This window comes from Microtetraspora fusca (assembly GCF_001570365.1).
GTDB lineage: Bacteria > Actinomycetota > Actinomycetes > Streptosporangiales > Streptosporangiaceae > Microtetraspora > Microtetraspora fusca.
In genome coordinates this window covers 58,030-80,281 of sequence record NZ_BBYK01000050.1, presented here as the reverse complement: position 1 = coordinate 80,281, position 22,252 = coordinate 58,030, and the positions used below count along the sequence as shown (strand labels likewise).

19 protein-coding genes and 1 pseudogene are annotated in these 22,252 nt (G+C 70.2%); 8 read left to right on the top strand and 12 right to left on the bottom strand.

The genetic code is table 11. The features are described 5' to 3' along the window. Nucleotides 1–114: 114 nt before the first annotated feature. Nucleotides 115–1,812: a phosphatase PAP2 family protein gene (locus tag AWQ68_RS44275; protein ID WP_066942475.1), complete on the bottom strand. Its 1,698-nt coding sequence runs from the start codon at nucleotides 1,810–1,812 to the stop codon at nucleotides 115–117. A gap of 871 nt (nucleotides 1,813–2,683) precedes the next feature. On the opposite strand from AWQ68_RS44275, the gene AWQ68_RS20290 reads away from it, so the two are divergent. Beyond that, a complete protein-coding gene (locus AWQ68_RS20290; RefSeq protein ID WP_066942473.1) occupies nucleotides 2,684–2,944 on the top strand; it encodes a winged helix-turn-helix domain-containing protein in 261 nt (86 codons plus the stop codon). 74 nt (nucleotides 2,945–3,018) lie between these two features. After that, nucleotides 3,019–3,567 carry a YceI family protein gene (locus AWQ68_RS20285; protein WP_066942471.1) on the top strand — a complete coding sequence of 183 codons (549 nt, stop codon included), beginning with the start codon at nucleotides 3,019–3,021 and terminating at the stop codon, nucleotides 3,565–3,567. Between the two features lie 117 nt (nucleotides 3,568–3,684). Here the strand turns inward: AWQ68_RS20285 and AWQ68_RS20280 are convergent, their stop codons facing one another. Then, complete coding sequence (locus AWQ68_RS20280; RefSeq protein WP_066942470.1) at nucleotides 3,685–5,259, bottom strand: TIGR03086 family metal-binding protein; 1,575 nt, start codon at nucleotides 5,257–5,259, stop codon at nucleotides 3,685–3,687. A 186-nt stretch (nucleotides 5,260–5,445) separates the two neighbouring features. Between AWQ68_RS20280 and AWQ68_RS20275 the strand changes: the two genes are divergently transcribed. Then, on the top strand, nucleotides 5,446–6,174 hold the full coding sequence (locus tag AWQ68_RS20275; protein ID WP_157545513.1) for a phosphotransferase family protein: 729 nt from the start codon (nucleotides 5,446–5,448) through the stop codon (nucleotides 6,172–6,174). Nucleotides 6,175–6,281: 107 nt separating this feature from the next. Here AWQ68_RS20275 and AWQ68_RS20270 read toward each other — a convergent pair. Then, nucleotides 6,282–7,193, bottom strand: a pseudogene (locus AWQ68_RS20270) (haloalkane dehalogenase); the annotation flags it as partial. A 161-nt stretch (nucleotides 7,194–7,354) separates the two neighbouring features. Here AWQ68_RS20270 and AWQ68_RS20265 point away from each other — a divergent pair. Continuing rightward, complete coding sequence (locus AWQ68_RS20265) at nucleotides 7,355–8,032, top strand: TetR/AcrR family transcriptional regulator (RefSeq protein WP_066942700.1); 678 nt, start codon at nucleotides 7,355–7,357, stop codon at nucleotides 8,030–8,032. Nucleotides 8,033–8,257: 225 nt separating this feature from the next. Here the strand turns inward: AWQ68_RS20265 and AWQ68_RS20255 are convergent, their stop codons facing one another. After that, on the bottom strand, nucleotides 8,258–8,761 hold the full coding sequence (locus AWQ68_RS20255) for a winged helix-turn-helix transcriptional regulator (RefSeq protein WP_066942466.1): 504 nt from the start codon (nucleotides 8,759–8,761) through the stop codon (nucleotides 8,258–8,260). Nucleotides 8,762–8,857: 96 nt separating this feature from the next. On the opposite strand from AWQ68_RS20255, the gene AWQ68_RS20250 reads away from it, so the two are divergent. Then, nucleotides 8,858–9,433: a dihydrofolate reductase family protein gene (locus AWQ68_RS20250; RefSeq protein ID WP_245656016.1), complete on the top strand. Its 576-nt coding sequence runs from the start codon at nucleotides 8,858–8,860 to the stop codon at nucleotides 9,431–9,433. Next, complete coding sequence (locus tag AWQ68_RS20245) at nucleotides 9,427–10,263, top strand: MBL fold metallo-hydrolase (RefSeq protein WP_066942697.1); 837 nt, start codon at nucleotides 9,427–9,429, stop codon at nucleotides 10,261–10,263. The genes AWQ68_RS20250 and AWQ68_RS20245 overlap by 7 nt, the downstream gene beginning before the upstream one ends. A gap of 272 nt (nucleotides 10,264–10,535) precedes the next feature. On the opposite strand, the gene rox is transcribed toward AWQ68_RS20245, so the two are convergent. Together rox and AWQ68_RS20235 are read right to left on the bottom strand one after the other, a co-directional pair. After that, complete coding sequence (gene rox, locus AWQ68_RS20240) at nucleotides 10,536–11,960, bottom strand: rifampin monooxygenase (RefSeq protein WP_218006953.1); 1,425 nt, start codon at nucleotides 11,958–11,960, stop codon at nucleotides 10,536–10,538. 522 nt (nucleotides 11,961–12,482) lie between these two features. Further along, nucleotides 12,483–13,616: an epoxide hydrolase family protein gene (locus AWQ68_RS20235; protein WP_066942463.1), complete on the bottom strand. Its 1,134-nt coding sequence runs from the start codon at nucleotides 13,614–13,616 to the stop codon at nucleotides 12,483–12,485. A gap of 97 nt (nucleotides 13,617–13,713) precedes the next feature. On the opposite strand from AWQ68_RS20235, the gene AWQ68_RS20230 reads away from it, so the two are divergent. Continuing rightward, entirely contained in the window at nucleotides 13,714–14,706 is a 993-nt protein-coding gene (locus tag AWQ68_RS20230; protein ID WP_066942461.1) for a helix-turn-helix transcriptional regulator, read from the top strand. Between the two features lie 268 nt (nucleotides 14,707–14,974). On the opposite strand, the gene AWQ68_RS20225 is transcribed toward AWQ68_RS20230, so the two are convergent. Then, complete coding sequence (locus AWQ68_RS20225; RefSeq protein ID WP_066942459.1) at nucleotides 14,975–16,177, bottom strand: MFS transporter; 1,203 nt, start codon at nucleotides 16,175–16,177, stop codon at nucleotides 14,975–14,977. Between the two features lie 97 nt (nucleotides 16,178–16,274). Between AWQ68_RS20225 and AWQ68_RS20220 the strand changes: the two genes are divergently transcribed. Beyond that, entirely contained in the window at nucleotides 16,275–16,880 is a 606-nt protein-coding gene (locus AWQ68_RS20220; RefSeq protein ID WP_066942458.1) for a TetR/AcrR family transcriptional regulator, read from the top strand. Between the two features lie 208 nt (nucleotides 16,881–17,088). On the opposite strand, the gene AWQ68_RS20215 is transcribed toward AWQ68_RS20220, so the two are convergent. From AWQ68_RS20215 to AWQ68_RS20195, 5 genes are read right to left on the bottom strand one after another with little or no spacing between them, the layout of a single operon-like run. After that, the gene (locus tag AWQ68_RS20215; RefSeq protein WP_066942457.1) at nucleotides 17,089–17,448 is read right to left on the bottom strand and encodes a hypothetical protein; all 360 of its coding nucleotides are present in this window, start codon (nucleotides 17,446–17,448) and stop codon (nucleotides 17,089–17,091) included. Further along, nucleotides 17,445–17,993, bottom strand: a complete 549-nt coding sequence (locus tag AWQ68_RS20210) for a DUF7676 family protein (RefSeq protein WP_066942454.1) — start codon at nucleotides 17,991–17,993, stop codon at nucleotides 17,445–17,447. The genes AWQ68_RS20215 and AWQ68_RS20210 overlap by 4 nt, the downstream gene beginning before the upstream one ends. Beyond that, nucleotides 17,990–19,900, bottom strand: coding sequence for an ATP-binding cassette domain-containing protein (locus AWQ68_RS41065; protein ID WP_157545511.1), 1,911 nt, complete (start codon nucleotides 19,898–19,900; stop codon nucleotides 17,990–17,992). Before AWQ68_RS41065 ends, AWQ68_RS20210 begins: the two co-directional genes overlap by 4 nt. A gap of 2 nt (nucleotides 19,901–19,902) precedes the next feature. Then, on the bottom strand, nucleotides 19,903–20,979 hold the full coding sequence (locus AWQ68_RS20200) for a FecCD family ABC transporter permease (RefSeq protein ID WP_245656006.1): 1,077 nt from the start codon (nucleotides 20,977–20,979) through the stop codon (nucleotides 19,903–19,905). Continuing rightward, entirely contained in the window at nucleotides 20,976–22,187 is a 1,212-nt protein-coding gene (locus tag AWQ68_RS20195; RefSeq protein WP_066942453.1) for an ABC transporter substrate-binding protein, read from the bottom strand. Before AWQ68_RS20195 ends, AWQ68_RS20200 begins: the two co-directional genes overlap by 4 nt. Nucleotides 22,188–22,252: the final 65 nt, after the last annotated feature.

Sequence of the window (22,252 nt, the reverse complement as noted above, 5' to 3'; positions counted from 1 at the left end):
CGCCCGGACCCGGGGCGGCACCGGCCCCGGGCAACCGTTGGTAGATCCACAGCGCAGACGTCGTCGCAACGGCTGCTCGACGTTGTGCGTATGGCGGCTACCGTGGCCGGGCACTCAGCCTTTTCCGATCTTGTTGCCCTTCGGATCGAGCACGTACCACTTGGCACCGAAGGAGTCGACATCCTGCCCGGTGGTGTCGCCGGGCTTGACGTCGGTGACGAAGTAGTACAGCGGGTGGCCGTTGTAGGTGACCTGGGTGGTGTGGTCGGTCCTGGCGGTGGTGCCGAGCAAGGCGGGTGATGCGCCGCTGCCGGCCTGCGGCTTGCCCGTGGTGGTCAGGGGCGGCCAGGCGGTCGCGCACCCGCCGTAGCAGGTCGAGGTGGTGCCCTTGTCCGCCACGAACAGATACAGCGTGCGTCCTCGGCCGTCGACGAGGATCTTGCCGAGCTTGGAGTCTCGGACCGCGACGGTGGCGTTCGCGACGGTGGCGCCGGCGGGGCTGGCGCTGCCGGCCGGGGTCTTTCCGGTCGGCGAACTCGGGACGGCTGGGGCGAGCTTCGACTGGCCGAGCGTGTAGTGAGCGATGGCGGCGCCGAGTTCGTTGCCGGACTTGTGGTCGAGCCGGGTGTGCACGCCGCCCCAGATGCGGCTGAGCCCGGCTTCGGTCGCGGTGGCGCTCAAGCTGGAATAGGGCTTGGTGTAGGGCCGGGGGCCGCCGGCGGTGGCCGGTGAAGTGAGGGTGAAGGTGTTGCGGTCGCCGTAGAAGGCGGCGAGTACCGTGGCGGCGGCCGTGCTGATGTCGCTGTGCATGCCCGGGTAGGACGGGTCGGGAGGAGTGGCGACAAGCGGGGTCCATGTCGGGTCTCGTTTGACCTGCGGGTTGCCGGCGGCGAGGCGGATGGCGGTGATCGGCCGCCAGAACCGGTACGTGTACTTGGCGTCGTAGATGGCGATGGTGGCATCGGCGACGGTGAGGTTGAGCAGGGCGAACAGGTCCGCCGATTGGTCGAGGTCGCTGTGGCGCGCGAGGGCGATCTGTTGGGCGACGTCGTACCAGTAGTTCTGGGCGGGGCCGCCCCAGAGCTTGGCGAGCGTGGTCTGTTCCGCCGTACGCGTGAGGCTGCGGGCGGCGCCGATGGTCTTGACCTCGTTGATGGCGGCCGCGTATGGGCGGCTGCTCAGCGTCGGGGGCGCGACGGGACGGAACTGGTGGCCGGTACGGAGGAGGAACGGGGTGACCTTGCCCCAGTGGGTGAACTCCGGTGCCTTGAAGGCGGGCGGGGTCGACCGGTAGTCGCCGGGTTTGCCGGTGGTGGAGTAGCGCGGCGGGGTGGCGTCGGCCCCGTCGTGCGCGCGCAGGGCGATGATGGCGCGGGCCGCTTGGGCACCGACCTTGATGCCCTCCTGTTTGGCGCGGCCGTCGGGAATGCCGGCGAGATCGGAGGCCAACTGGCGGTCCAGGCCGGCCTTGTGTGCCGGGTACAGGGCGGTGAGGGTGTCGTGCGCGGCCGCCGCGGCCGCGGCGGGGCGGGAGGCGTCCCGCGGTGCGGCGAGGCCGGAGCCGTAGAGGGGATGAGCGCGGCTGATCGCGTTGACCGCGTCATAGACGGCTGCGCTCATGATGGCGAAGTTACGGGTGGGGTGGATGGTCGACTCTGCGTGCGGACTGCGCACGATGTCGAGCAGCGTCCGGTTCCACTCGATCACCACGTTGCCCCCGGCCGGCCGTGCGACGACGTTCGCGATCGCGAACGGGGTGGCATGGGCGGCCGGCGCTGCGGCGTGTTGGGCGCCGAGTGTCAAGAAGGTCACCGCGAGCGCGAGCGCAGGCTGCCGCCGGGTTCTCCGCGGTTCTGAAAACGCGATCCTCACGATCGTCCTCCTGTCCGGTAGCGGAGGTTGAGGAGAGAGGCCGCTCCAGCGTCTTCACGCCAACCAGCGCCCACCGTGTCAGGGACCGCCGCCCTCGACCCGGTCGGGGTTCGGCGGCCCGGCTCCCAGGGCTTGCGTTGTCAGGACTTGCTCGGCACATGGCTGGTTCGGTTGCGAAAGCCGCTCCATTCATGGCGGAAAGCGCTGCGACAGCCAACCAAGAGTTGTGACCTCGTTGTTCTCTTCATCGAGAAGAGTTTCTCTTCGTCAGGTTTATTCGCTGGTTCGAATATTGAACGCCGGAGGCTCTCTCCTGAACAAAGACACTTCCCGGTCGGGTGACCGGCTGCGAGAATTCGCTGTTCGGGCCGCCGCAACAGGGCCCTCACAACACTCTCGGTGGCCGGCACATATTCATCACCATATCCGACAGTAAGTGCTCGTGAACATTGTCGAGGCAAAGCCCTATGTAAGCTGGACCATCCATTCCGAAGCGCTGGTAAGCCCAACCCGGATGGGAAGTGTCAAGAAAATGGCTCAGGCGCAAAATTCGCGGTAACGCTGCGTCATATGATGTAGATGATTCTTATCTGTGCAGACGCTGTTCCGCTGTCGGCTCCGATCATGATCAGTGGTGAGCCATTGTCGGTGACGTCCTGTCGCCCGCGGCATCGGGCGAGACCGGCAGATGCGCCGAGTGATCAGAAAGCGTGGCATGGTGGAGGCGATCGAGCCCTCGGCCCGCCGGATATTGCCGGATATTTGCGGTGAAAGGGGAGAAAAGGGGCGAGAGTGGGGACATCTACCGGTTGTGGCCACGAGGATCGAGCACGAGGGCCCCGTACCCGTGTATCGGCAGCTCGCGGACATCCTCCGCGACGAGATCCTGAGCGGCCGGATCGAGCCGGACCGCCCGCTCCCCTCCGAGGTGAGCCTGTGCGAGCGGTACGGCGTGCGGCCCGAGGACGTTCGCGGGGCGATCCAGGAGCTCAGCGACGAGGGCCTCGTCTACGTCCTCCCTGGTGAGGGGGCGTACGTGTCCTCCCGGGCCGAGGAGACCGGCGGCGGCTGACGCCCGCAACGGTCCGCCGCCTCGTTCGCTCTCGGCCCAACGGGGGGCGACGCGGGCCCGCCTAGGCTGGAGGCATGGGAATCGAGCCTGGCACCTACACCATCGGCCCGGAGTCGGGGCGGCTCCTCATCAGGACGACCCGCGCCGGTCTGGGCGCGAAGGCCGGCCACGATCTCACCCTCGAACCCGCGCGCTGGCGCGGAGAGGCCGTCGTGGCGGACCCCGCCGGTTCCTCGCTCACCGTGGAGGTCGACGTCGCGTCGATCGAGGTCAAGGAGGGCACCGGCGGCATCAAGCCGCTCAGCGACTCCGACCGGGCGGACATCGTACGCAATGTGCGAGAAAAGGTCCTGAACGCGCGAGAGTATCCGACGATCACGTTCCGGTCCTCCCGTGTGGACGGCACCACAGAGGCGTTTCACGTCGAGGGCGATCTCACCATCTCCGGGGCCACCCGCACCGTCACGCTGGAGGGGCGGTCCGTCGGCGACCGGGTGCGCGGATCGACGACGGTGGTGCAGAGCCGGTGGGGGATCCGTCCCTACTCGGCGTTCTTCGGCGCGCTGAAACTGAACGACGAGGTGGGCGTGGAGTTCGACCTCGCCCTCACCTCCCGCGCCTGACCGGCGCGTTCGCGGACGGCGCCCACGGCCCGGCTCCGCGTCCCGGGAGGCACCACGTCCTGGGGGATCAGCCGGCCGCCGCCCAGGGCGACCGGGTCCCCGCGCGTCGCGTACGGCTCAGCCGACGGGGCGGCCCAGGTAGGCCGCGAGCCGGTCGGCGGCCGTCGCGTCGCCGGGCGCGGGACGCGCCGGGCCGAAGGAACCGCCCGGAGTGCGTGGCAGGTCGCCGTAGATCTCCCGCACGACGGGCATGATCGCCTCTGCCACGTCGGGAGCGAGGTCCGTGGGCCTGCCGATCGCCCGGGCCAGGTCCCAGCCGTGGACCAGCATCTCGATGGTGACCTGCTCGACCAAGCGCCAGCCGGGGGCCGGGCCGTACTGCCGCCGGAGCATGCCCGGACGGCGGAAGCCGGCGAGCGTGGCGCGAGCCGCCGTGCGGAACGCCGCGACATGGTCGGCGCCGAGATGGTCGGCGGCGAAGTCGGAGCGGGGCGTCCCCTCGGCGAGCCCGGTCCAGAGGAGGTTCTCCCAGACGAGGTGGTCGAGCAGGGCGCGCACGTCCCAGTCGCCGCAGGGGGTCGGGTCGCCGAACCGCTCCGGCCGGACGGCGGCGACGAGCTCCTCCACCTCGGCGAGCACCCGGGCGCACGCCTCCAGCTTCGCCTCGGGATCGACGTCCGACCCCTGGTCGAGGATCTCGCCGATGCGGTCGGCCCGTGCGCCGGGCTCGGGGTTGGCGCGCAGCGCGGTCGCGAGCCACGTGCCCGCCGCGGCGATGCTGGGACGCACCGGCAGGCCGTTGATCAGGCACATCAGCTGCCAGTACCGCTCCAGCCGGGTGTCGGCAGCGGTCTCGAGCTGTTCGAGAAGCCGGCGGCGGGCCGCCGGGCCGTCACCGTCGCCGGGGCCGTCCGGGGAGAAGCCGGCGCGGATCTGGCCGGGCAGCCAGGCCGCGACGATGCCCGCCACGACCGGCTCGGCCGCCGGCGAGTCGGCGGCGATCCCGGCCGTGACAGCGGCCTCGACGCGGGCGACCCATAGATCCGTGATCTCCTGCGCCTCCCGCACATCCTCCTCGCGGTGCTCGCGAACGCCCTGCTCGGCGGCGTACTCGCCCATCCGGCGGACCGAGGTGCGCAGCTCCGGGTCGCGGATGAGTGCGGCCAGCTCGATCCACGCCTCGACCTGCCCGGCGGTGGGGTCGGGCGGCAGGTCGGGCATGGCCAGCAGCAGCCCGTCCCGGTACGCGGACGGGTCGAGGTCGCCGAGCGCGTCTGTCACGAAGTCGTGCACGATCGCGTTGCGTTCGGCGGCGGACAGATGTGCCAGGTCGGTCATGTCGGTGAGATCCTCGCTTGTCGATCCTTGGCGGGAGAACGAGCGCAACACCGCCTGCCGCCTCCGCAGCGTACGGATCCGCGCCTCCAGCGCGTCCGCGTGCAGGGCGGCCACCTCGGCGAGGTCGCGCTCCCGGGTGACGACCTCGCGGATCACCGGCATGGCGAGCCCGAGCTCGCGCAGCGTCCGGGCCAGCTCCAGCCGGGCCACCGCCTCGGGCCCGTAGCGCCGGTAGCCGGCCGCGGTCCGCGCCGCCGGAGGCACGACGCCGATGTCGGACCAGTGCCGGATCAGTTTCACGGACAGGCCGGTCCGCTCGGACAGCTCGCCGATGCTGAGCAGGTCATCACTCACATGCCCTACCTTCGGGTCTCCCACGATGGGAGAGTCAAGTTCCTCGCGAGACGGCGATAGCCTCCGGAGTATGGCCGTCCGGCGGATACGGCTCGGCCGTACGTCCACGGGTGAGGCGGTCATCCGGAGACCGGACGGCCGGCTCCCGGACGGCGGGCCCTACTCACGCAGGAGAGGATCCGAGCGGTGACCGGAGAGGAGATCCTGCCCGGCGGCTTCGTGAACAAGGTGGTCCGGGTCGGCGACACGGTGCGGCGGGCCGTCCCGGTGCGCGCCGACTTCGCCCGGCGGTTGCTGGCGTACCTCGAACGCGCCGGATGGTCGGGCGCGCCGCGGTTCCTCGGGATCGACGAGCAGGGCAGGCAGGTCCTGAGCCACCTGGACGGCGTCGTCCCGTGGGGGAGCGGGTCGCGGGTGGACGTCGCGGCCGACGAGGGGCTGTTCCGGGTGGCCCGGTTGGTGCGCGAGTTCCACGACCTGACCGCCGGCACGTCGCTCGCCGCCGGGAGCGAGACCGTCTGCCACAACGACCTGTCACCCAGGAACACCGTCTACCGCGCGGGCGTCCCGTTCGCGTTCATCGACTGGGACCTCGCTGCCCCGGGCGCCCGGATCCACGACGTCGCCCACGTCTGCTGGCAGTATCTCGGCCTCGGCCCGCAGATCGCCGACGCCCGGGTCGTGGCACGGAAGGTCCGGCTCGTCTGCGACGCGTACGGGCTGACCGACCGGAGCCTCCTGATCGACACGATCATCTGGTGGCAGGAGCGGTGCCGCCGCGGCATCGAAGCGGCCGCCGCCTCCGGCGATCGTTCGATGATCTATCTGCGTGACACCGGCGCGGTCAGGACGGTGCGGGACGCCGCCGCCTGGGTGACCCGGCACCGCTCCACCCTCGCCGAAGCGCTCCGCTGAAATGCCGTCATCTTGGGCGCGTTCCGTGGGGTGCCATCGCGGGCAGAGCTGGAACGGCTCTTCTTCGGAGATCTGGTGGAGGGCGATCGCCGCGTAGTGGGACGTGGTCATCCGCGGGCTGTCGCTGACTTTCCTCCTTCCTTGAGGACCAGTTCGTGCGCCCGCAGCCATCGGGCGATCGTCTCGCCGATCGCGTCGGGCTGATCCTCGGGGGCGTGGTGCCCGGCCGGCCCGCAGTGCTCGATCTCCAGCGCGGCGACGTTGTCCGCGCACCAGGCGATCATTTCGGCGCCGATCAGCAGCGTGGGTGAGGAGTCGAAGGTCATGAGCAGCTTGGGGACGTCAGCGCTGCCGGCGAGCCAGACGTCGTAGTCCATCATGCGGGCGACGACGTCGGCCGGTTCACCGTCGAGCGGCATCATGCGCGGCCACGCGAGCAGCGGGCGCCGACTGTCACGCGTCGGGTACGGCGCGCGGTAGGGCCGCATCTCCTCCTCACTCAGCGGGGTCACGACGCCTCCCTTGAAAGCCGTCTCGATGAAGATGTTCTGGTCGAGCACCAGCGTTTCGCCGACCCCGGGTGTACGGAACTCCTTGAACCGGGATCGCGCGGGGGCGGGGAGTTCGTCGGAGGACATCGGCCGCAGCATCGTCTCCATGAATGCCACGCCACGGGTGCGCTCGGGATGTCGCGCCGCCCAGTCGAAGGCGAGCGCGCCGCCCCAGTCGTGACCGACCAGGATCACCTCACGCACCTTCAGCGCATCGAGGAAGGCGTCGAGATAGCGAGCCTGGTCGGCGAAGCCGTAGTCGATGTCGGGCTTGCCGGAGGCGCCCATCCCGATCAGGTCGGGGGCCAGGCATCTGGCGTGGTCGGCGACGTGCGGGATGACGTTACGCCACAGGTACGAGGAGGTCGGGTTGCCGTGCAGGAACACCACGGGCACCTCGCCCTCCCTCTCCGGGTCGGTGTCGACATAGGCGATGTGGGAGTCGATGACGTCGACGGTAGGCATGGTCGATGTGTCCTTTCGCGGTGATGCGCGTTCGGGGTCTGCTCGGACGCGTCACGGACGAGCGAGCCAAAATAATGACACTCAGTCTCGTTCGAGTACAAGTCTTAAACGAGACTGTGTATGTTTCGTTCTTGAGAGCCGTCATCTCGGCTACGATGCGGGGCATGGTCACCACCCCTGAGACCACCGGCACCGCTGCCGCCGGCGATCGAGCCCTGCCGCTGCGCGAGCGCAAGAGACTGCGCACCCGCCGGACCTTGGCCGAGACCGCACTGCGGATGTTCACCGAGAAGGGGTTCGAGGCCACCACGCTGGAGGAGCTGGTCGAGGAGGCGGAGGTCTCCAAGAGCACCTTCTTCCGCGCCTTCCCCGCCAAAGAAGCCGTCGCGATCGAGGCCGAAACCCAACTGTGGACGGCGTATGTGGCCGGGCTGGAAGAGCGTGAGCTGTCCGGGATCGTCCTGGCCGAACTGCGTGACACCCTCGCGCGGGCGGTCGCCGCACTCGATCCCGACTGGGATCAGCGGTATGTCGCGACTCGTCGCCTGATCCTGACCGCTCCCGCCCTGCTGGCCTACGTGGACTACTACCGCACCGGAGTCGAGAAGCAAGTGGTCGCCTGCCTGGCCGGCAAGCTCGGCCTGGCTGACGATGATCTACGCCTACAGGTGCTGGCGGAACTCACCACCATCGCCTGGAGCGTGGCCGCCCGCGACTGGGTCCGCCACGACGGACGCGGAGGCCGGCAGCTCCTCGTCCAACGCCTGCACGGCGCCTTCGAAGCCGTGCCCGCGAGCCTTGACCTGTCCACGTCACCCGCGGCCCCGGCGACATCGGGCTGATCCGATTGCCGAATGGGTCGCGTACCCGCCTCACCCGGTCGCCCCAGAACAGGTGCGTGACCTCGGTCACCGACGTCCCGCCCGCCTCGACGGCGCGGCGGTGGCGACGTCGGCGTCGGGGACGTGCAGGCGAAGGAAAGCCGGGGTGGGCGGCAAGCGGGAAGCCGTGTCGAACATCATCACCACCGCGTCGCCGACCCGCACCTCAGGGCGGCTGTCGTTCCGTCACCGTTGATCGGCGTGTTCTTGCTCGCCGGCCGCGGCGTAGGCGGCGTCGAGGCGCTCGAACGGGCCTGGACCGTCGTGCGGCTTCGGTGGGGCGCCGAGGTGGCGGACGCGAAGCTCGTCCATGAGCTCCTCGATGAACGCCGGCCCCTCATCGCGCATGAGCTGCTGCCGGCTCCGGAGCTCGTCGCTGCCCGGGCGCCAGTCGAGGCCCCAGTTGCCGAGGGCGTAGATGATCGGAAGAGTCTGGATACCGGTTTCGGTGAGACTGTAGCGAGCGCGCTGCCCCCGCGCGGCGGTGCCGCGGGTGAGGATCCCTGCCTCGACGAGCCGCACGAGGCGGTCGGCGAGGATGTTCGAAGCGATGCCCTCGATCGACCCGGTGAGCAGCGCCCGAAAGTAGCGGCGGTCGCCGAAGATGACGTCGCGAAGCACGAGCAACGACCAGCGATCTCCGAGCACCTCGACGGCGGCGTTGATCGGACACCCGGACCGTGGTTCCACGATTCCTCCTTGACAGGTATTTCGTCCTCAATATAGTAGTTGCAGAATGCAATCACTATAGTGGAAGAGGAGATGATGGGCCACTTCGTATATTGGATGAACGTGTCCCTCGACCTGCGGATCGAGCAGGTTCCGGGGGACAACGGCGCGGGCGAGTGGCTGCGCATCGGCGAGGAACTGCACCGCGAGTTCAATGCCCGGGCGCAGGCGCTCGCCCTGATGGTCCAGGGCCGGGTCATGTACGAGACGATGGAGGAGTACTGGCCGCGGGCGCGCGAGGACGCGTCGCTGCCAGATGTCATGCGTGAGTACGGCGAGATCTGGACCGCAAAGCCCAAGGTGCTTGTCTCTCGTACCCGCCGCAGTGCCGATCACAACACCCGGATCATCGGCGGAGACGATACGATCGAGCAGCTCGCCGCGCTCCGGGCCGAGACCGACGGCACCATCGGTGTCGGCGGCGCGGCAATCGCGACGCAGCTTCTCCGGGCTGGGCTGCTTGACGAGCTGCTGCTCTTCACCCATCCCGCCATACTCGGCTTCGGCAGGCCGCTGTTCGACGATTACGACCTGCCGATCGACCTCGACCTGCTGGAGCAGCGATCGTTCGAGCAGGGCGTCACGATGCATCGCTACGCCATCCGGGATGCATGGGAGGCGAGCTCGTGCTGAGGCAGGTCGCGGAGGGTGTGCTGGTCCACGAGAGCGAGTTCGTGCAGAGCAACGCCGTTGTGGTGCAGGGCCGGGCCGGTGTGTTGCTCATCGACCCCGGGGTGACCGGCTCCGAGATCGACTGCCTCGCGAACGACCTTCGCGAGTTGGGTCAGCCCGTTGTGGCAGGGTTTTCTACGCATCCGGATTGGGATCACCTGCTCTGGCACGCCCGGCTCGGCGAGGCGCCCCGTTACGGCACGGCGCGCTGCGCGGCCACTGTCCGAGATCAGCTGTCGGACGCAGGTGCGAAGGCCCGCATCGCCGCTCACCTGCTCGAGACGGAAATCGCCGGGCAGGTACCGCTGGACCTACTCGGCCTCATTACCGGCCTGCCCGCCGAAACTGTGCAGATTCCTTGGGATGGCCCTCAAGTCCGGATCATCGAGCATCAAGCGCATGCCCCGGGCCACGCGGCGCTGTTGATCGAGGAACGCGGGGTTCTCGTCGCCGGCGACATGCTTTCTGATGTCCTGATTCCGATGCTCGACTTGAACGACATCGCGGACCCGATCGAGGACTACCTCGCCGCTCTGCGGCTGCTCGAGGGCGTGGCGGGCGACGTCAATGTCTTCGTCCCGGGCCACGGGTCGGTCGGCGGATCCGACCAGGTACAGGCACGGATCGACCAGGATCGGGCGTACCTGCACTCCTTGCGTGACGGCCGTGCTCTCAGCGACCCGCGGGTCGGCCCATCGGCCAAGGACGGCTGGGAGTGGGTGGCCGGCGTGCACGAAGGGCAACTCCAGCGCCTCGCCCAAAGAAACGAGCGCGACGGGGCGCCCCGCTAGCGATCGGTGTGCGACACAGCCAGTACGCGCGGGTCGCCGTCGGGATCGGGGGCAGCGCCGTTCGGTCGCTGCTCAAGCCCGGAAACGCGCGCCGATCCACCCCGCGGTGCTCTTCCGCCGTCTTCCGGTCGTCACTCGGAGGCTGACCCTCCTCCCAGGCCGACCCTGGCGTCAGAGCACCACGGCAGATGCTGCTTCCAGCCTTCCGATGGTCAGTCGCTACTGGCCGTTCCCATCCTTCTCGCGGGCCTTTTCGGTTGGCTCAGGCGAGATCAGTTGGCGGGCTTGCCGAACCAGCGGGAGAGGTGGTCGTCCAGGTCCTGCTGATCGTCGCCGATCCAGGCGACGTGGCCGTCGGGGCGTAGCAGGACGCACGGGACATCCAGTTCCGCAGTGGGATCCGCGAGGTAATCGACCCGGTCTGACCAGCCGCCGACGGTCAGGCGTTCGGTGCGGTCCAGCAGTAGGCCGCGGCCGCGATGCAGCAGACCGTAGAGGTGGCCCTGTTTCGCGTCGATGTCGCGCAGGCGGCGGCCGAGCAGGTCGGGGCCTTCGCCGAAGTCGTAGCGGATGCCGATCGCGGTGATCTTCTCGATCAGATGGCGGTTCACCTCGTCGAAGTCCATCAGTTCGGTGAGCAGCCTGCGCACGGCCTGCGGGCCCGGTTCGGTGGACTGCAGTTCCATCTGGGCGCGGGTGTTGTCCAGCACGTCCTCGGCGACCGGATGACGTTCGGCCTGGTAGGTGTCCAGCAGTGTTTCCGGCGCCCAGCCGCGGATCTGTGCGGCCAGTTTCCAGCCGAGGTTGAATGCGTCCTGAACGCCCAGGTTCAGGCCCTGCCCGCCGATGGGTGGATGGATGTGTGCCGCATCGCCGGCCAGCAGCACCCGCCCGACCCGATAACGTTCGGCTAGCCGGGTGGCATCCCCGAAGCGGGACATCCAGCGCGGGGAGTGCACACCGAAATCGGTTCCGGCGATGGTGCGCAACTGTTGTTTGAAATCCTCGAGGGTGGGCGGTTCCGCGCGGTCGCTGACTCCCGCGGCGGGAACTACGACGCTGTAGACCCCTTGGCCGAAGGGCCGGAGCCAGAATCGCTGATGGGCCTCGCGGACTTCGGCCACCTTGGCGGCGATCTCCTCCTGCGGCACGCCCACTTCCATCTCGCCCATCAGCGTCTCGGTCCGCGAGGGCTCGCCCGGGAAGCCGACGCCGAGCAGTTTGCGCACCGTACTGCGCCCGCCGTCACAGCCGACGAGGTAGCGCGAACGCAGCCGTTCCCCGTCGGCCAGCTCGACGGTCACACCCTCGTCGTCCTGCTCGAAACCGGCGACCGCGCAACCGCGCCGGACCTGCGCACCCAGTTCGATCGCATGCTCTTCGAGCAGATGCTCGATGACCGGCTGGGGGATGCCCAGCAGATAGGCGTACGCGGAATCCAGGCCCTTGGGCGCGGGTTTGGGGATGGCGGCGAAGAAACCGCCGGCCGGACGCTGTCTTCCATGCTGGAGGATGCGATCCAGCAGTCCGCGCATCGCCATCAGCTCGAGACTGCGAATATGCAGACCGACTATGCGGACGAACGACTTGGGCTCGGTTTCCTTCTCCAGAACGAGTACCCGCACGTCGTGCAGCCGCAGTTCGGCGGCCAGCATCGCACCGGTCGGCCCGCACCCGGCAATGATCACATCGAAGATGAGGGGCGCGCGATCGGCGCCGGAGGCCGGCGACCGGAGAACTCCGGGGACGTCGCCCGCCGTGGAGTCACGCTCTCCCCTGTCGTTCGACGGCGGCTCGGCGGTGACCTGCTGAGAGTGCATAGGTGTTGCCTTTCGGGAGTGCCTTGTCAGCGAGGCGCTCCCGGCGACACCTACGTCAATCGCCCGACCGTGACGGGAAGGGGGAGCACCCACATCGATACAGCGTTCATGGGTCTCACCTCCTCGGGCGGTGTCACGATCAACTGCAAGCTACAAGCCCGAGCATCATCCCGTCCAATCCTTTCCCGGCCACGCGATCACGACTCCGAACGGGCCCGTGCGGCTGCGGGGCGAATCCGGCGTGGCGGCCCGGCTGGTCCCGGTCACGGTCGACGGTCTGATCCTGGCTGCCCCCGAAGCCGTCGCGATCGGCCCGGAATTTCACGCGACACTTGGTCGGGGAGGGGCGCGCCGCCGGGTCGAGGCCCTCCGGCCAGGCGGCGCGTCGGGTGCCCGTGGTCAGCGGACCCTGTCGAAGAACGCGCGGATGTCGGCGGCGACCGCGTCGGGCCTCTCCATGGCCACGAAATGGTGGCGGCCCGGGTTGTCCAGCGGCCAGTGGAGGACGGTGTTGTGCCGTTCGGCGAGCCGCCGCAATCCGGGCGGTCCGCTGTACACACCGGTCGGTACGGCCTTCTGGCCCTCCGGCCAACCGAAGCCGGTGCTGTCGTAGTAGGGCCACGACGACGAACCGAACGTCCCGGTGAACCAGTACAGGCTCGCGTTGGAGAGGATCAGGTCGCGGTCGATCAGCTCGTCCGCCGGCTGCTCGGCCGTGTTGAAGTCCTCGAACTTCTGCATCATCCAGGCCAGTGCGGCGACCGGGGAGTCGTGCCACCCGTACGCGAACGTCTGGGGCGCCGTGCGGAGCAACGCGTGATGGTCGACGTTGCTGCCGCCCGCCCACTGCTGGATCGCTTCGTACTGGGCGAGTTCCTCCGGCGTCATACCGGGGACGTCGTCCTCGGTGGGGAACCCGAGCCCGCTGATGACGTAGACGCCGACCATGTGCTGGGGGGCCGCCTTGGCCAGCTCGGGGGCGACGTACGCGCCGAAGTCTCCTCCTTCGGCGCCGTAGCGGTCGTAGCCGAGGCGGCGCATCAACTCGGCCCAGATCCGCGCCACGCGAGCGGCGTTCCAGCCGGTTTCCCGCGGCGGCGCGGAGAACCCGAAACCGGGCAGCGAAGGGACCACGACGTGGAACGCCTGGGACGGGTGGCCGCCGTGCGAACGGGGGTCGGTGAGGCGGTCCACGAGGTGGGCGAACTCGACGAAGGAGTTCGGCCACCCATGCGTGAGGATGAGCGGCAGGGCGTCGGGCTCCGGCGACCGCACATGCAGGAAGTGGATGTCCTGCCCCTCGATCTCGACCATGAACTGGGGAAACTCGTTCAGGCGCGCCTCGTGGCGGCGCCAGTCGTAGCCGTCGCGCCAGTAGTCGGCCAGCTCCTTCAAGCGGGCGACGGGCACGCCGCGGCTCCGCCCCTCGCCGGGAAGCTGCCGGGTCCACCGGGTACGGGCCAGGCGGTCACGCAGGTCGTCCAGGTCGCTCTGGGGGACGTCGATGCGGAAAGAGCGGATGTCATCGGTCATGGCTGCTTGTTCTCCTCGGGAGCTCATGCGTACGTCACCGACCGTAGGGGCCATGTAGGTCAGATCGCGGCCTATATAGCGGGGCATGATGGACGCCATGAACGATCCCTCGGCCCGGCTGCTCACCCTGCTGTCGCTCCTGCAGACCCCTCGGGAATGGCCCGGCAGCGAGCTCGCGGAGCGGCTGGGGGTCAGTCCCCGCACCGTCCGCCGCGACGTCGACCGCCTGCGCGAGCTGGGGTACCCGGTGGAGGCGACCATGGGGGCCGCGGGGGGCTATCGGCTCGCCGCCGGCACGGCGATGCCGCCGCTCCTGCTGGACGACGAGGAGGCGGTGGCCATCGCCGTCGGCCTCAGCACGGTGGCCGGCAACCCGGTGAACGGCATCGAGGAGGCGTCCCTGAGCGCCTTGGCCAAACTGGAGCAGGTGCTGCCGTCCCGGCTGCGGCACCGGGTCGGCGCCTTCCGGGCCGCCACGGTGGCGATGCTGACCGGGAACGGCCCCCGCGCCGACCCGAGCGTCCTCGCCGTGACCGCCGGAGCCGCCGCCGCCTCCGAACGCCTGCGGTTCGCCTACCGGACGAGGGACGGCGGCGAGACCCGTCGGCTGGTCGAGCCGCACCGTCTGGTGCTGGCCGGGCGCCGCTGGTACCTGCTGGCGTACGACAACGAGCGGGAGGACTGGAGGATCTTCCGCGTCGACCGGATGACCGACGTCCGGCCGATCGGCGTACGGGTCCCGCCGCGGGAGCCGCCCGGTGGAGACGCGGCCGCCTTCGTCACCGGCAGGATGTACTCGCTCGCTCCCACCTACGAGGTTCTCGCCACGGTGCGCCTTCCCGCCGCAGAGGCGGCGGAGCGGCTCGGCGCCGCCCCGGGCGAGGTCCAGCCGATCGACGAGGAGAGCTGCCGCCTGCGGGGACGCGCCGACACCCTGGAGTGGCTGGCGTCCCGGCTGCTCCTGCTGGGCTGCGAGTTCCAGGTGCACGAGCCGCCCGAACTGCGGGCTCACCTGCGCACGATCGCCGCCCGCGCCCTCCGCGCGACCGCCGCCGCGCCCGAAAAGGGAGGCGCGGCGGCGGTCGGCTGATCCGTTCGGACCGGGAGATCGGAACCGGCAGGCGGGCTCACCGTGGTCGAACGGCCAGGACCGGCCGGCGCAGGACGAGGGCGACGCCGACCGGCAATGTGGCGGGTGTAGTCAAGCTCCTTGCCCAGCACGGCGGATGCCGAGGCCGGCCGCGATACGGGCCGGTCCGAGCCGCTTGGTCACCCGGAGTTCGACGGTGCGCCGCCCGAGCTTCTGTGTGGTCAGGTCACGTTGAAGTCGAGCCTCGGGGGTGGGACGGGGATCTTGGTCATCGCAGGTTCTTGTTGGCGCGTGCACTCCAGACCGCGAGTGCGGCTGCCAGGGCGCAGACGCCGCCGAGCCACAGAACGGCCTGGAGGGTGAGCAAGTCCACGATGACGCCGCCGGCCAGTGCGCCGAGGCCGATCGACAGGTTGAAAACCGCCACCCACAGGGAGGAGACCGCTTCCACGGTCTGTGGCGCGGCCTTGATCATCCATGTCTGCAGGCTGACCGACACGCCGCCGAAGGCCAGACCCCAGGCGATCAACAGCGCGGCCCCGCTGATCGGTCCTCGGCCCAGCACCACGTAGAGCGGCATCACGGCCGCCAGGGTCACGGTGATGACCAGCACGGTCCGGTGTGCATGGCGCGCCAGCGCGGCGCCGGCGACGAAGTTGCCGACCACGCCCGCCAAGCCGAATCCGAACAGCAACGGGCCGACCAGTCGTTCGTCGATCCCCGACAGCTTCTGCAGCGCCGGGCTCACGAAGGTGTAGGCCGAGAAGTGGCCGGTCACGATGAGGAATGTCGCAAGGATGCCGACGCGTACACCCGGGTTGCGGAACTGTTCGGCCAGCAGCCGCGGACGGACGGGCTGGGAGGCGGCCAACGGCGGCAGTACGGCCAGAAGAGCGAGCAGCGCGACGAGCGCCAGGGCGCTCAGCGTGGCGAACGCGATGCGCCAGCCGGAGAACTCGCCGAGCAGCGTGCCGAGCGGGACACCGAACACGTTCGCGGCTCCGACGCCACCGAAGATGATCGCGGTGGCCCGTGGCACGTTCGCGGTGGGCACGAGTCGCACGGCCAGGCCGCTGGCGACGGCCCAGAAGCCTCCGATCGCCACCCCGACCAGCACCCGGGAGGACACCAGAACGGCGAAACTCGGTGCCAGGGCCGAGGCCACGTTGGCGAGCGTCATCACCCCCATCAAGCCGAGCAGCAGCAGCCGCCGGTCCAATCCGCCGACGAGCACCGGAACCAGCGGTGCCGCGACCGCGGCGACCAGGCTGGGCACCGTCACCATCAGCCCGGCCGTCCCTTCGGAGACCGACAGCGCCGATCCCACGGCGGTCAGCAGCCCGATCGGCAGTTGCTCGGCGGTGACCAGCAGGAATGTTCCCAAGGCCACTGCGGTGACCGCCGGCCAGCGACTCCTCTGTGGGGCCTGTTGGTCGGTCGCCTGGGCGGTGGTCTGTTCTGTGGTCGTCACCGATACCTCCTCCACTTATTCGGGAGCGATCGCTCCCATACATTGGCGAACCGTAGTATGGGAACGATCGCTCCACAAGTTCGGTAGAGTGAGGGGCATGGCACGGCCTCGACAGTTCGACGAGCAGAACGCGGTCACCAGGGCGACCGATCTGTTCTGGCGCCGCGGTTACAACGCCACTTCGGTGCGGGATTTGGGTGCCGAACTCAAACTCACTTCCAGCAGTCTGTACCGAACGTTCACTGACAAGCACACGCTGTTCCTGCGTGCGCTCGACCACTACCGGGCCACCGAGTCCGCTGAGGCCGAGCAGCGGTTGGACGCCGCCGGCCGTCCGGTCCGCCAAGTACTGCGGGACTGGATGCTGTGGTTGGTCTCCTGCCCGTCCGACGGCGAGTCCGCTCGGGGCTGCTTCGTGGTCAACACCGCCACCGAACTCGGCACCACCGACGCCCAGGTCTCCCAGCGGACCGAGGCCGCCTTCGAGGTCACCCGGCAGGCACTGCGATCGTTGTTGCACGAGGGCCGCCACAGTGGCGAACTGCCCATCGACCTCGACATCGACGCCGCCGTGGAACTGCTGTTCACCACGGTGCTCGGGCTGCGGGTACGGGAACGCGCGGGCCATGACCTCGCACGACTGGCCACCGCGATCGACGCCGTGATCCAGGCCCTGGGGTTCACCTCCACGCAGCCTTCCTGACCACCGACACCAAGGGCCCCGCACCCAATCGGAACACTTCAACTGGTCAGAAACGGGTGGAGCGTCCAGTGCGGCCGTGCGATCAAGGAAGCATGAAGGTGCCGCGAACTGACTGCCGGGCAGCTACGGCTCGCTGGCCGGGGGATGCACGCCCGGATACGCGGCGCATCCCCCGGCCGCTGCTCAGCGGGGAAGGGCGAGCACTTCCCTACTGCTGACGGGGACGACCCGGGCGGCGTGCCGACCGGGGCCCCTCGAACACGTAAAGGCCGAGAACCGCGGGCAGCTCGGCCAGTCCCGGGCCGCCCGCGCGGATCCACTCCGCGATGTCGTCGGCCGCCTCCGGCTGGTTGACCAGGGCGAGCCAGACCGGGCGGCCACCCGCCGCCCGCCCGGCGGGCGAGGGCCGCACCACGACGACGTTGGCCTGCTCGCACACGTCCAGGCAGTCGGTGACGCGGACGTCGGCGACCTGCGCCAGCCTGCGCACCTGCTCGTCGTGGTCGAGCCGCGGGACCTTGCGGCTGCTGCCGCAGCAGCAGCCGCGGCAGACGACGATCCCGGTCATCCGTGGGCGAACCCCTTGCCGGTGCGGTCCAGCGGGTCCGGCTCCAGCCCGAGGTAGGTGGCGCGCAACTCGTCCCACGCGGCCAGTCGGCCGAAGTCCGGTGAATCGAGGACCTGCTGGCGGTCGGTGAGGAACGGGTTGGGCAGCATCACGGTCATCATCTGCTCGTCTCTGCCGTTGAACAGGCGCACCCCCCAGGAGGTCGGACTGCCGTCGGCACCGATACGGCGGTACATCTCGGCGCGGGAGCAGCGGCGGATCCGGCCGAGTTCGGGGCCGCTCGCGGTGTGCTCGCCGATGCACAGGTGGAAGTGCCAGCGGCCGAAGTCGACGGTGACGTAACCGTCGTACATGCTGATCCGCTCGGGCGCGTTGGGCGCGGCCACCTCCCAGGCGGCGCCCTGGACGAGCACGCCGAACCAGATGTGGTCCCAGTACTTCTCGAAGATGTCCTTCACCAGGGACAGCAGGGTCTGCTCGTCGGTGGGCAGCGCCCACACGTGCAGGGTGCCGTTGCCCTGTTCCTCGACGACGGTGTGGCTCATCGGGCTCCTTGAGTTTCTCGTACGGCACGCGCCCACTGCGCGTGGCGGGTGTCGGGGTCGGTCAGGGCGCAGTCGCCGCACTTGCCGCCGCCGGGCAGGCGGTAGTACAGGCAGCAACTGCGGCGGACGAAGAAGGGATGGCCGGGCTCCGGCTCCGCCAGCTCTCCGGTGTCGCGCAGCGGGCCGAGGGCCAGCAGCTCGCGGCCCAGCGCGACGGCCGCTTCGGTGAGTTCGGGGCGTACGCGGGCGAGGGTGCGGACGCTTCCGCCCAGCGCGGAGGCCGCATTGCCCCACAGCAGGCCGGGCGCGATCTTCACGACCCTCTGGAACGCGGCGGCGAGCGGTTCCAGCAGGCCGGACACCACAGTGCGGTGCAGCCGTTCGGCGATCCGCGCCGGGTCGCGGACCCGCCATCCGTCCAGGTCGGTGGCGCGCAGCGGCAGCGGGCCGCCGGTCACGGCTTGCCAGTGAACCCGTCCGGGATCCAGGTCGACGAGCAGGCCGTGGGCGATCGCCGCGCCGAGCAAAGGCGACCAAAACCGGGCGGCGATCCCCTGGAAGAGGATCGAGGCGGCCACCCGCGTCTCGGTGGTCTTCAGCCGCGCGGCTGTCTCGCCGATCCTGGTCTCCAGGACCCCGGGATCGGTGAACAGGTCGGCGAGCGGCCGCCACCCGGCCACGATCGGGCCGATGTCGAGCGCGAAGTAGCCGCTGACGGTGGAGACGTCGGCGACCGCGCCGGACACGGCCAGGGGAGTGGCGGGCAGCAGTGCCGGAGGCGCCTCCCTCAGGGCGTCCGCCGCCCGGCGGCTCCACGCGGCCAGTTCGGAGATCGCGGCGAACCTCATGACGTCGCCGTCGAAGGCGGCGAGGTATCCGTCGCCCGCCTGCCGCACCGCCAGCTCGGGACCGGCGGGCGGAGGGGAGTCTCCGTCGCCCGCGGCCTCCACAGGACCGGACCGTACGGACGGCTCGCCCACCGCCTCCACAGGAGCGGACGGCTCGCCCGCGTCGGCACCGCGGACCGGGGACGGACGCCAGCCCTCTCTGGCCAGCGCGCGTTCCAGCAGCGGGCGGTGAACGTCGTCGGCGGTCACACGCACGCTTCCTCCGCTGCCCGCCTGCAGCACGAACACTCCGGAGGCGGGGTCGAAGGACAGCTCGTCCCCGTCGAACGTGGCGCCGATCATGCCCTGGGCGGTCAGCTCCTCCGGCGTCCCGGCGTGCAGGACGCCGCCGGGGGCGAGCAGCCAGATCCGGTCGGCGACCCGCAGCGCCAGCTCCAGATCGTGCGTGGAGACCACGACGGTGAGATCCCGATCGCGGGCGAGGCGGCGCAGCAGGCCCATCAGCGCCACCCGGGAGGTGACGTCCAGGAACGCGGTCGGCTCGTCCAGCAGGATCGCGGAGGGCTCCTGCACCAGGGCGCGGGCGACCAGCGCCCGCTGGCGCTCGCCGTCGGACAGCTCGGTCACCGGACGGTCGGCCAGGTGACCGGCGTGGACCGCCTCCAGCGCCCAGGTGACGATCTCCCCGTCGGCGGCCGACAGCCGTCCGGTGAACCCGGTGTGCGGGTGCCGTCCCAGCCCGGCCAGCTCGCGGGCGGTCAGCAGGGCGGGCAGGTCCCGCTCGGTCAGCACGACGGCGAGTCGCCGGGCCAGCTCGGCCACCGGCACCGACTCGACGGCGACGCCGTCGATGCGGACCCGTCCGGCCAGGACGGGCTGCAGGCCGGCCATCGTCCGCAGCAGGGTGGACTTCCCGGCGCCGTTCGGGCCGATCAACGCGGTGAGCGCGCCGGACGGGGCGGTCGCGTCCAGGCCGTCCAGCACCCGGCGCTCAGGGTGGCCGCGTCGCGCCGTGTATCCGGCGCACACGCCCTCCAGGCGCAGACCTCGTTCGTCCACGGTCACACCGCCAGTCCGGTTCTGGCCGCGCGGCTGCGCAGCAGTACGGCGATCACCACGGGCGCGCCGAGGATGGTGGTCACCGCGTTCAGCGGAAGCACGACCCCGCCACCCGGCACCTGGGCGGCCACGCAGCACAGCAGCGCGACCGCGGCGCCGAGCAGCGCCACGCCGGGCATGAGCACACGATGGTCGGCGGTGCCCAGCGCCAGCCGGGCCACGTGCGGGACGGCCAGGCCGAGGAAGGCGACCGGCCCGCAGTAGGCGGTCACCGCTCCGGCGAGCACCGAGGACACCAGCAGGGTGAGCGTGCGCGTCAACCGCACCCGCACCCCCATGGTGCGGGCGTAGTTCTCGCCGAGGAGCAAAGCGTTGAGCGGCTTGACCCCGGCCAGCGCCGCCGCCAGCGCGACCAGGCAGACCGGGCCAAACAGGGCGATATCTGCCCACGTGGTGCCGGAGAAGCTGCCCAGGCCCCAGCTGATGAACTGCTGGGCGCGCTGCGGGTCGGTGTACGTCAGCAGCACCGTGATGATCGATGTGGCGGCCGAGCCGACCATCACCCCGACGATCAGCAGCGTGATCACGGACCGCACCCGCCGCGACAGCGCGAGCACGAGGGCGAGCACCGCCGCCGCCCCCGCTGAGGCCGCGACGACGACTCCGGCCCGGCCGAGCCCGGCCACGCCCGCGGTGAACGCGCCCGCCGCCCCGCCCCAGCCGATGATGATCAGCGACACGCCCAGGCTCGCCCCGGAGCTCACCCCGAGGATGTACGGCTCGGCCAGCGGGTTGCGGAACAGCGTCTGCATCTGCACGCCCGCCGTGCCGAGGGCCGCTCCGGCCAGCGCGGCGGTGATCGCGCGCGGTAGCCGTACCGTCCAGATGATCTCGCGGACGGCGGGGTCGGCCGAGCCGTCGCCCAGCAGCGCGGGCAGCGCCCGGGACAGGGGGATCGAGGTCGAGCCGAGCGTGACCGCCAGCGCGAACGCGACCGGCACCGCGACCGCCGTGATCGAGAGAGCCACCGTCCGGCGACGGGCCGCCGCCGGAACGGTCGTCAGCGCCACTGCGGTCACTTGGTCATCTTCTGGTAGAAGGCGAACTCGTGACCGGGGGCGAGGTCGGGGTGCAGGGTCGCCACCAGATCGCCGAGGATCAGGTCCGGACGGCCGACACCGCGCTCCCAGTAGTCGTTGCCGCCGCCCGGGCCGATGACCTTGTTGGCCGACCACACCTCACCGGTCTCGTACGCGGCGAACTTGGCGTAGCGGGCGTCGGACTTCCTCACGTCGCCGAGGGTCTTCCACTCGTTGACCTGGGCCAACCACACCTTCGAGTCCTTGGCCTTCGCCAGCACCGCCTCCAGGTCCAGCGTGGAGCTGCCGGAGCCGGAGGTGCCCGCCCAGGGGTAGGTCCCGCCCGCGTCCTTGATCAGCCCGGCGACGTAGCTGCCGCCGTTGGGCATGTACCACTGGCCCTGGTACATCTGGCCGGGCAGGACGGTGACCGGCGTGGCCGCCTTCGCCTTGGCCGCCAGTGTCGTGTAGTCGGACTCGATCTTGCCGAACACCTCGTTCGCCTTGGCCTCGGTGCCGGTGAGCGCGGCCATCAGCTTGATCCACTCGGCCCGGCCGAGGGCGGTGGACTCCAGCCACTCGGCGTTGGCGACCACCTTGATCCCGGCCTGGCGCAGCGGACCGTACGACTTGTCCTCGGTGCCCTGGGTCATCAGCACGTCGGGCTTGGCGCCGATGACCTTCTCGGTGTCCACCTCCTTTCCGGAGGCGTACTCGGTGACCGTGCCGGACTTCACCCGCTCCAGAACCTCGGAGGAGTTGATCTGTCCGGCGGAGGCCACGCCTTCGAGCCGGTCCAGCACGCCCAGTTCGGTGATGAGTGACAGGTGCGTGGTCGAGGCGGAGTACAGCGACTCGATGGGCGTCTCGACGGTGACCGCGCCCGCGAGTTCGCCGGTCGGCTCGGGGGCGGGCGTGCCGCAGCGCACCAGCACGTACGTCTCGGGCTTGGCGCCGGGGGAGGGCTGCTTGACCGTGACGACCTGGTAGTTCTTGGCGTACGTGAGGGTGAAGTTGGTGGCGTGCGTCAGGGTCTGCTTGACCGGGAAGTAGTCCGTGTTCGGGTCGTAGGAGGTGACGCAGCGCCCCTCAGCCGCAGAGGCGGCCGTCGCGGGGGACGCGGACGGTTCGGTTCCGGCGCACGCGGTGAGCAGGACCGCGGGCAGGACGGCGAGCAGCGCGCCGCCGATCGGGCGGGGGATACCCATCGATGGTCTCCTGGCGATAAGCCGCGCCCGCCGTTCCTCGACGGCGTACGCGGCGGCCGAGGGTC

Excerpts from the sequence above, each read along its gene's own strand:
- AWQ68_RS20235 (WP_066942463.1), bottom strand. The coding sequence starts at position 13,616 with ATGACCGATGACATCCGCTCTTTCCGCATCGACGTCCCCCAGAGCGAC.
- AWQ68_RS20230 (WP_066942461.1), top strand. The coding sequence starts at position 13,714 with ATGAACGATCCCTCGGCCCGGCTGCTCACCCTGCTGTCGCTCCTGCAG.
- AWQ68_RS20215 (WP_066942457.1), bottom strand. The coding sequence starts at position 17,448 with ATGACCGGGATCGTCGTCTGCCGCGGCTGCTGCTGCGGCAGCAGCCGC.
- AWQ68_RS20250 (WP_245656016.1), top strand. The coding sequence starts at position 8,858 with ATGAACGTGTCCCTCGACCTGCGGATCGAGCAGGTTCCGGGGGACAAC.
- AWQ68_RS20285 (WP_066942471.1), top strand. The coding sequence starts at position 3,019 with ATGGGAATCGAGCCTGGCACCTACACCATCGGCCCGGAGTCGGGGCGG.
- AWQ68_RS20210 (WP_066942454.1), bottom strand. The coding sequence starts at position 17,993 with ATGAGCCACACCGTCGTCGAGGAACAGGGCAACGGCACCCTGCACGTG.
- AWQ68_RS20195 (WP_066942453.1), bottom strand. The coding sequence starts at position 22,187 with ATGGGTATCCCCCGCCCGATCGGCGGCGCGCTGCTCGCCGTCCTGCCC.
- AWQ68_RS20220 (WP_066942458.1), top strand. The coding sequence starts at position 16,275 with ATGGCACGGCCTCGACAGTTCGACGAGCAGAACGCGGTCACCAGGGCG.
- AWQ68_RS20265 (WP_066942700.1), top strand. The coding sequence starts at position 7,355 with ATGGTCACCACCCCTGAGACCACCGGCACCGCTGCCGCCGGCGATCGA.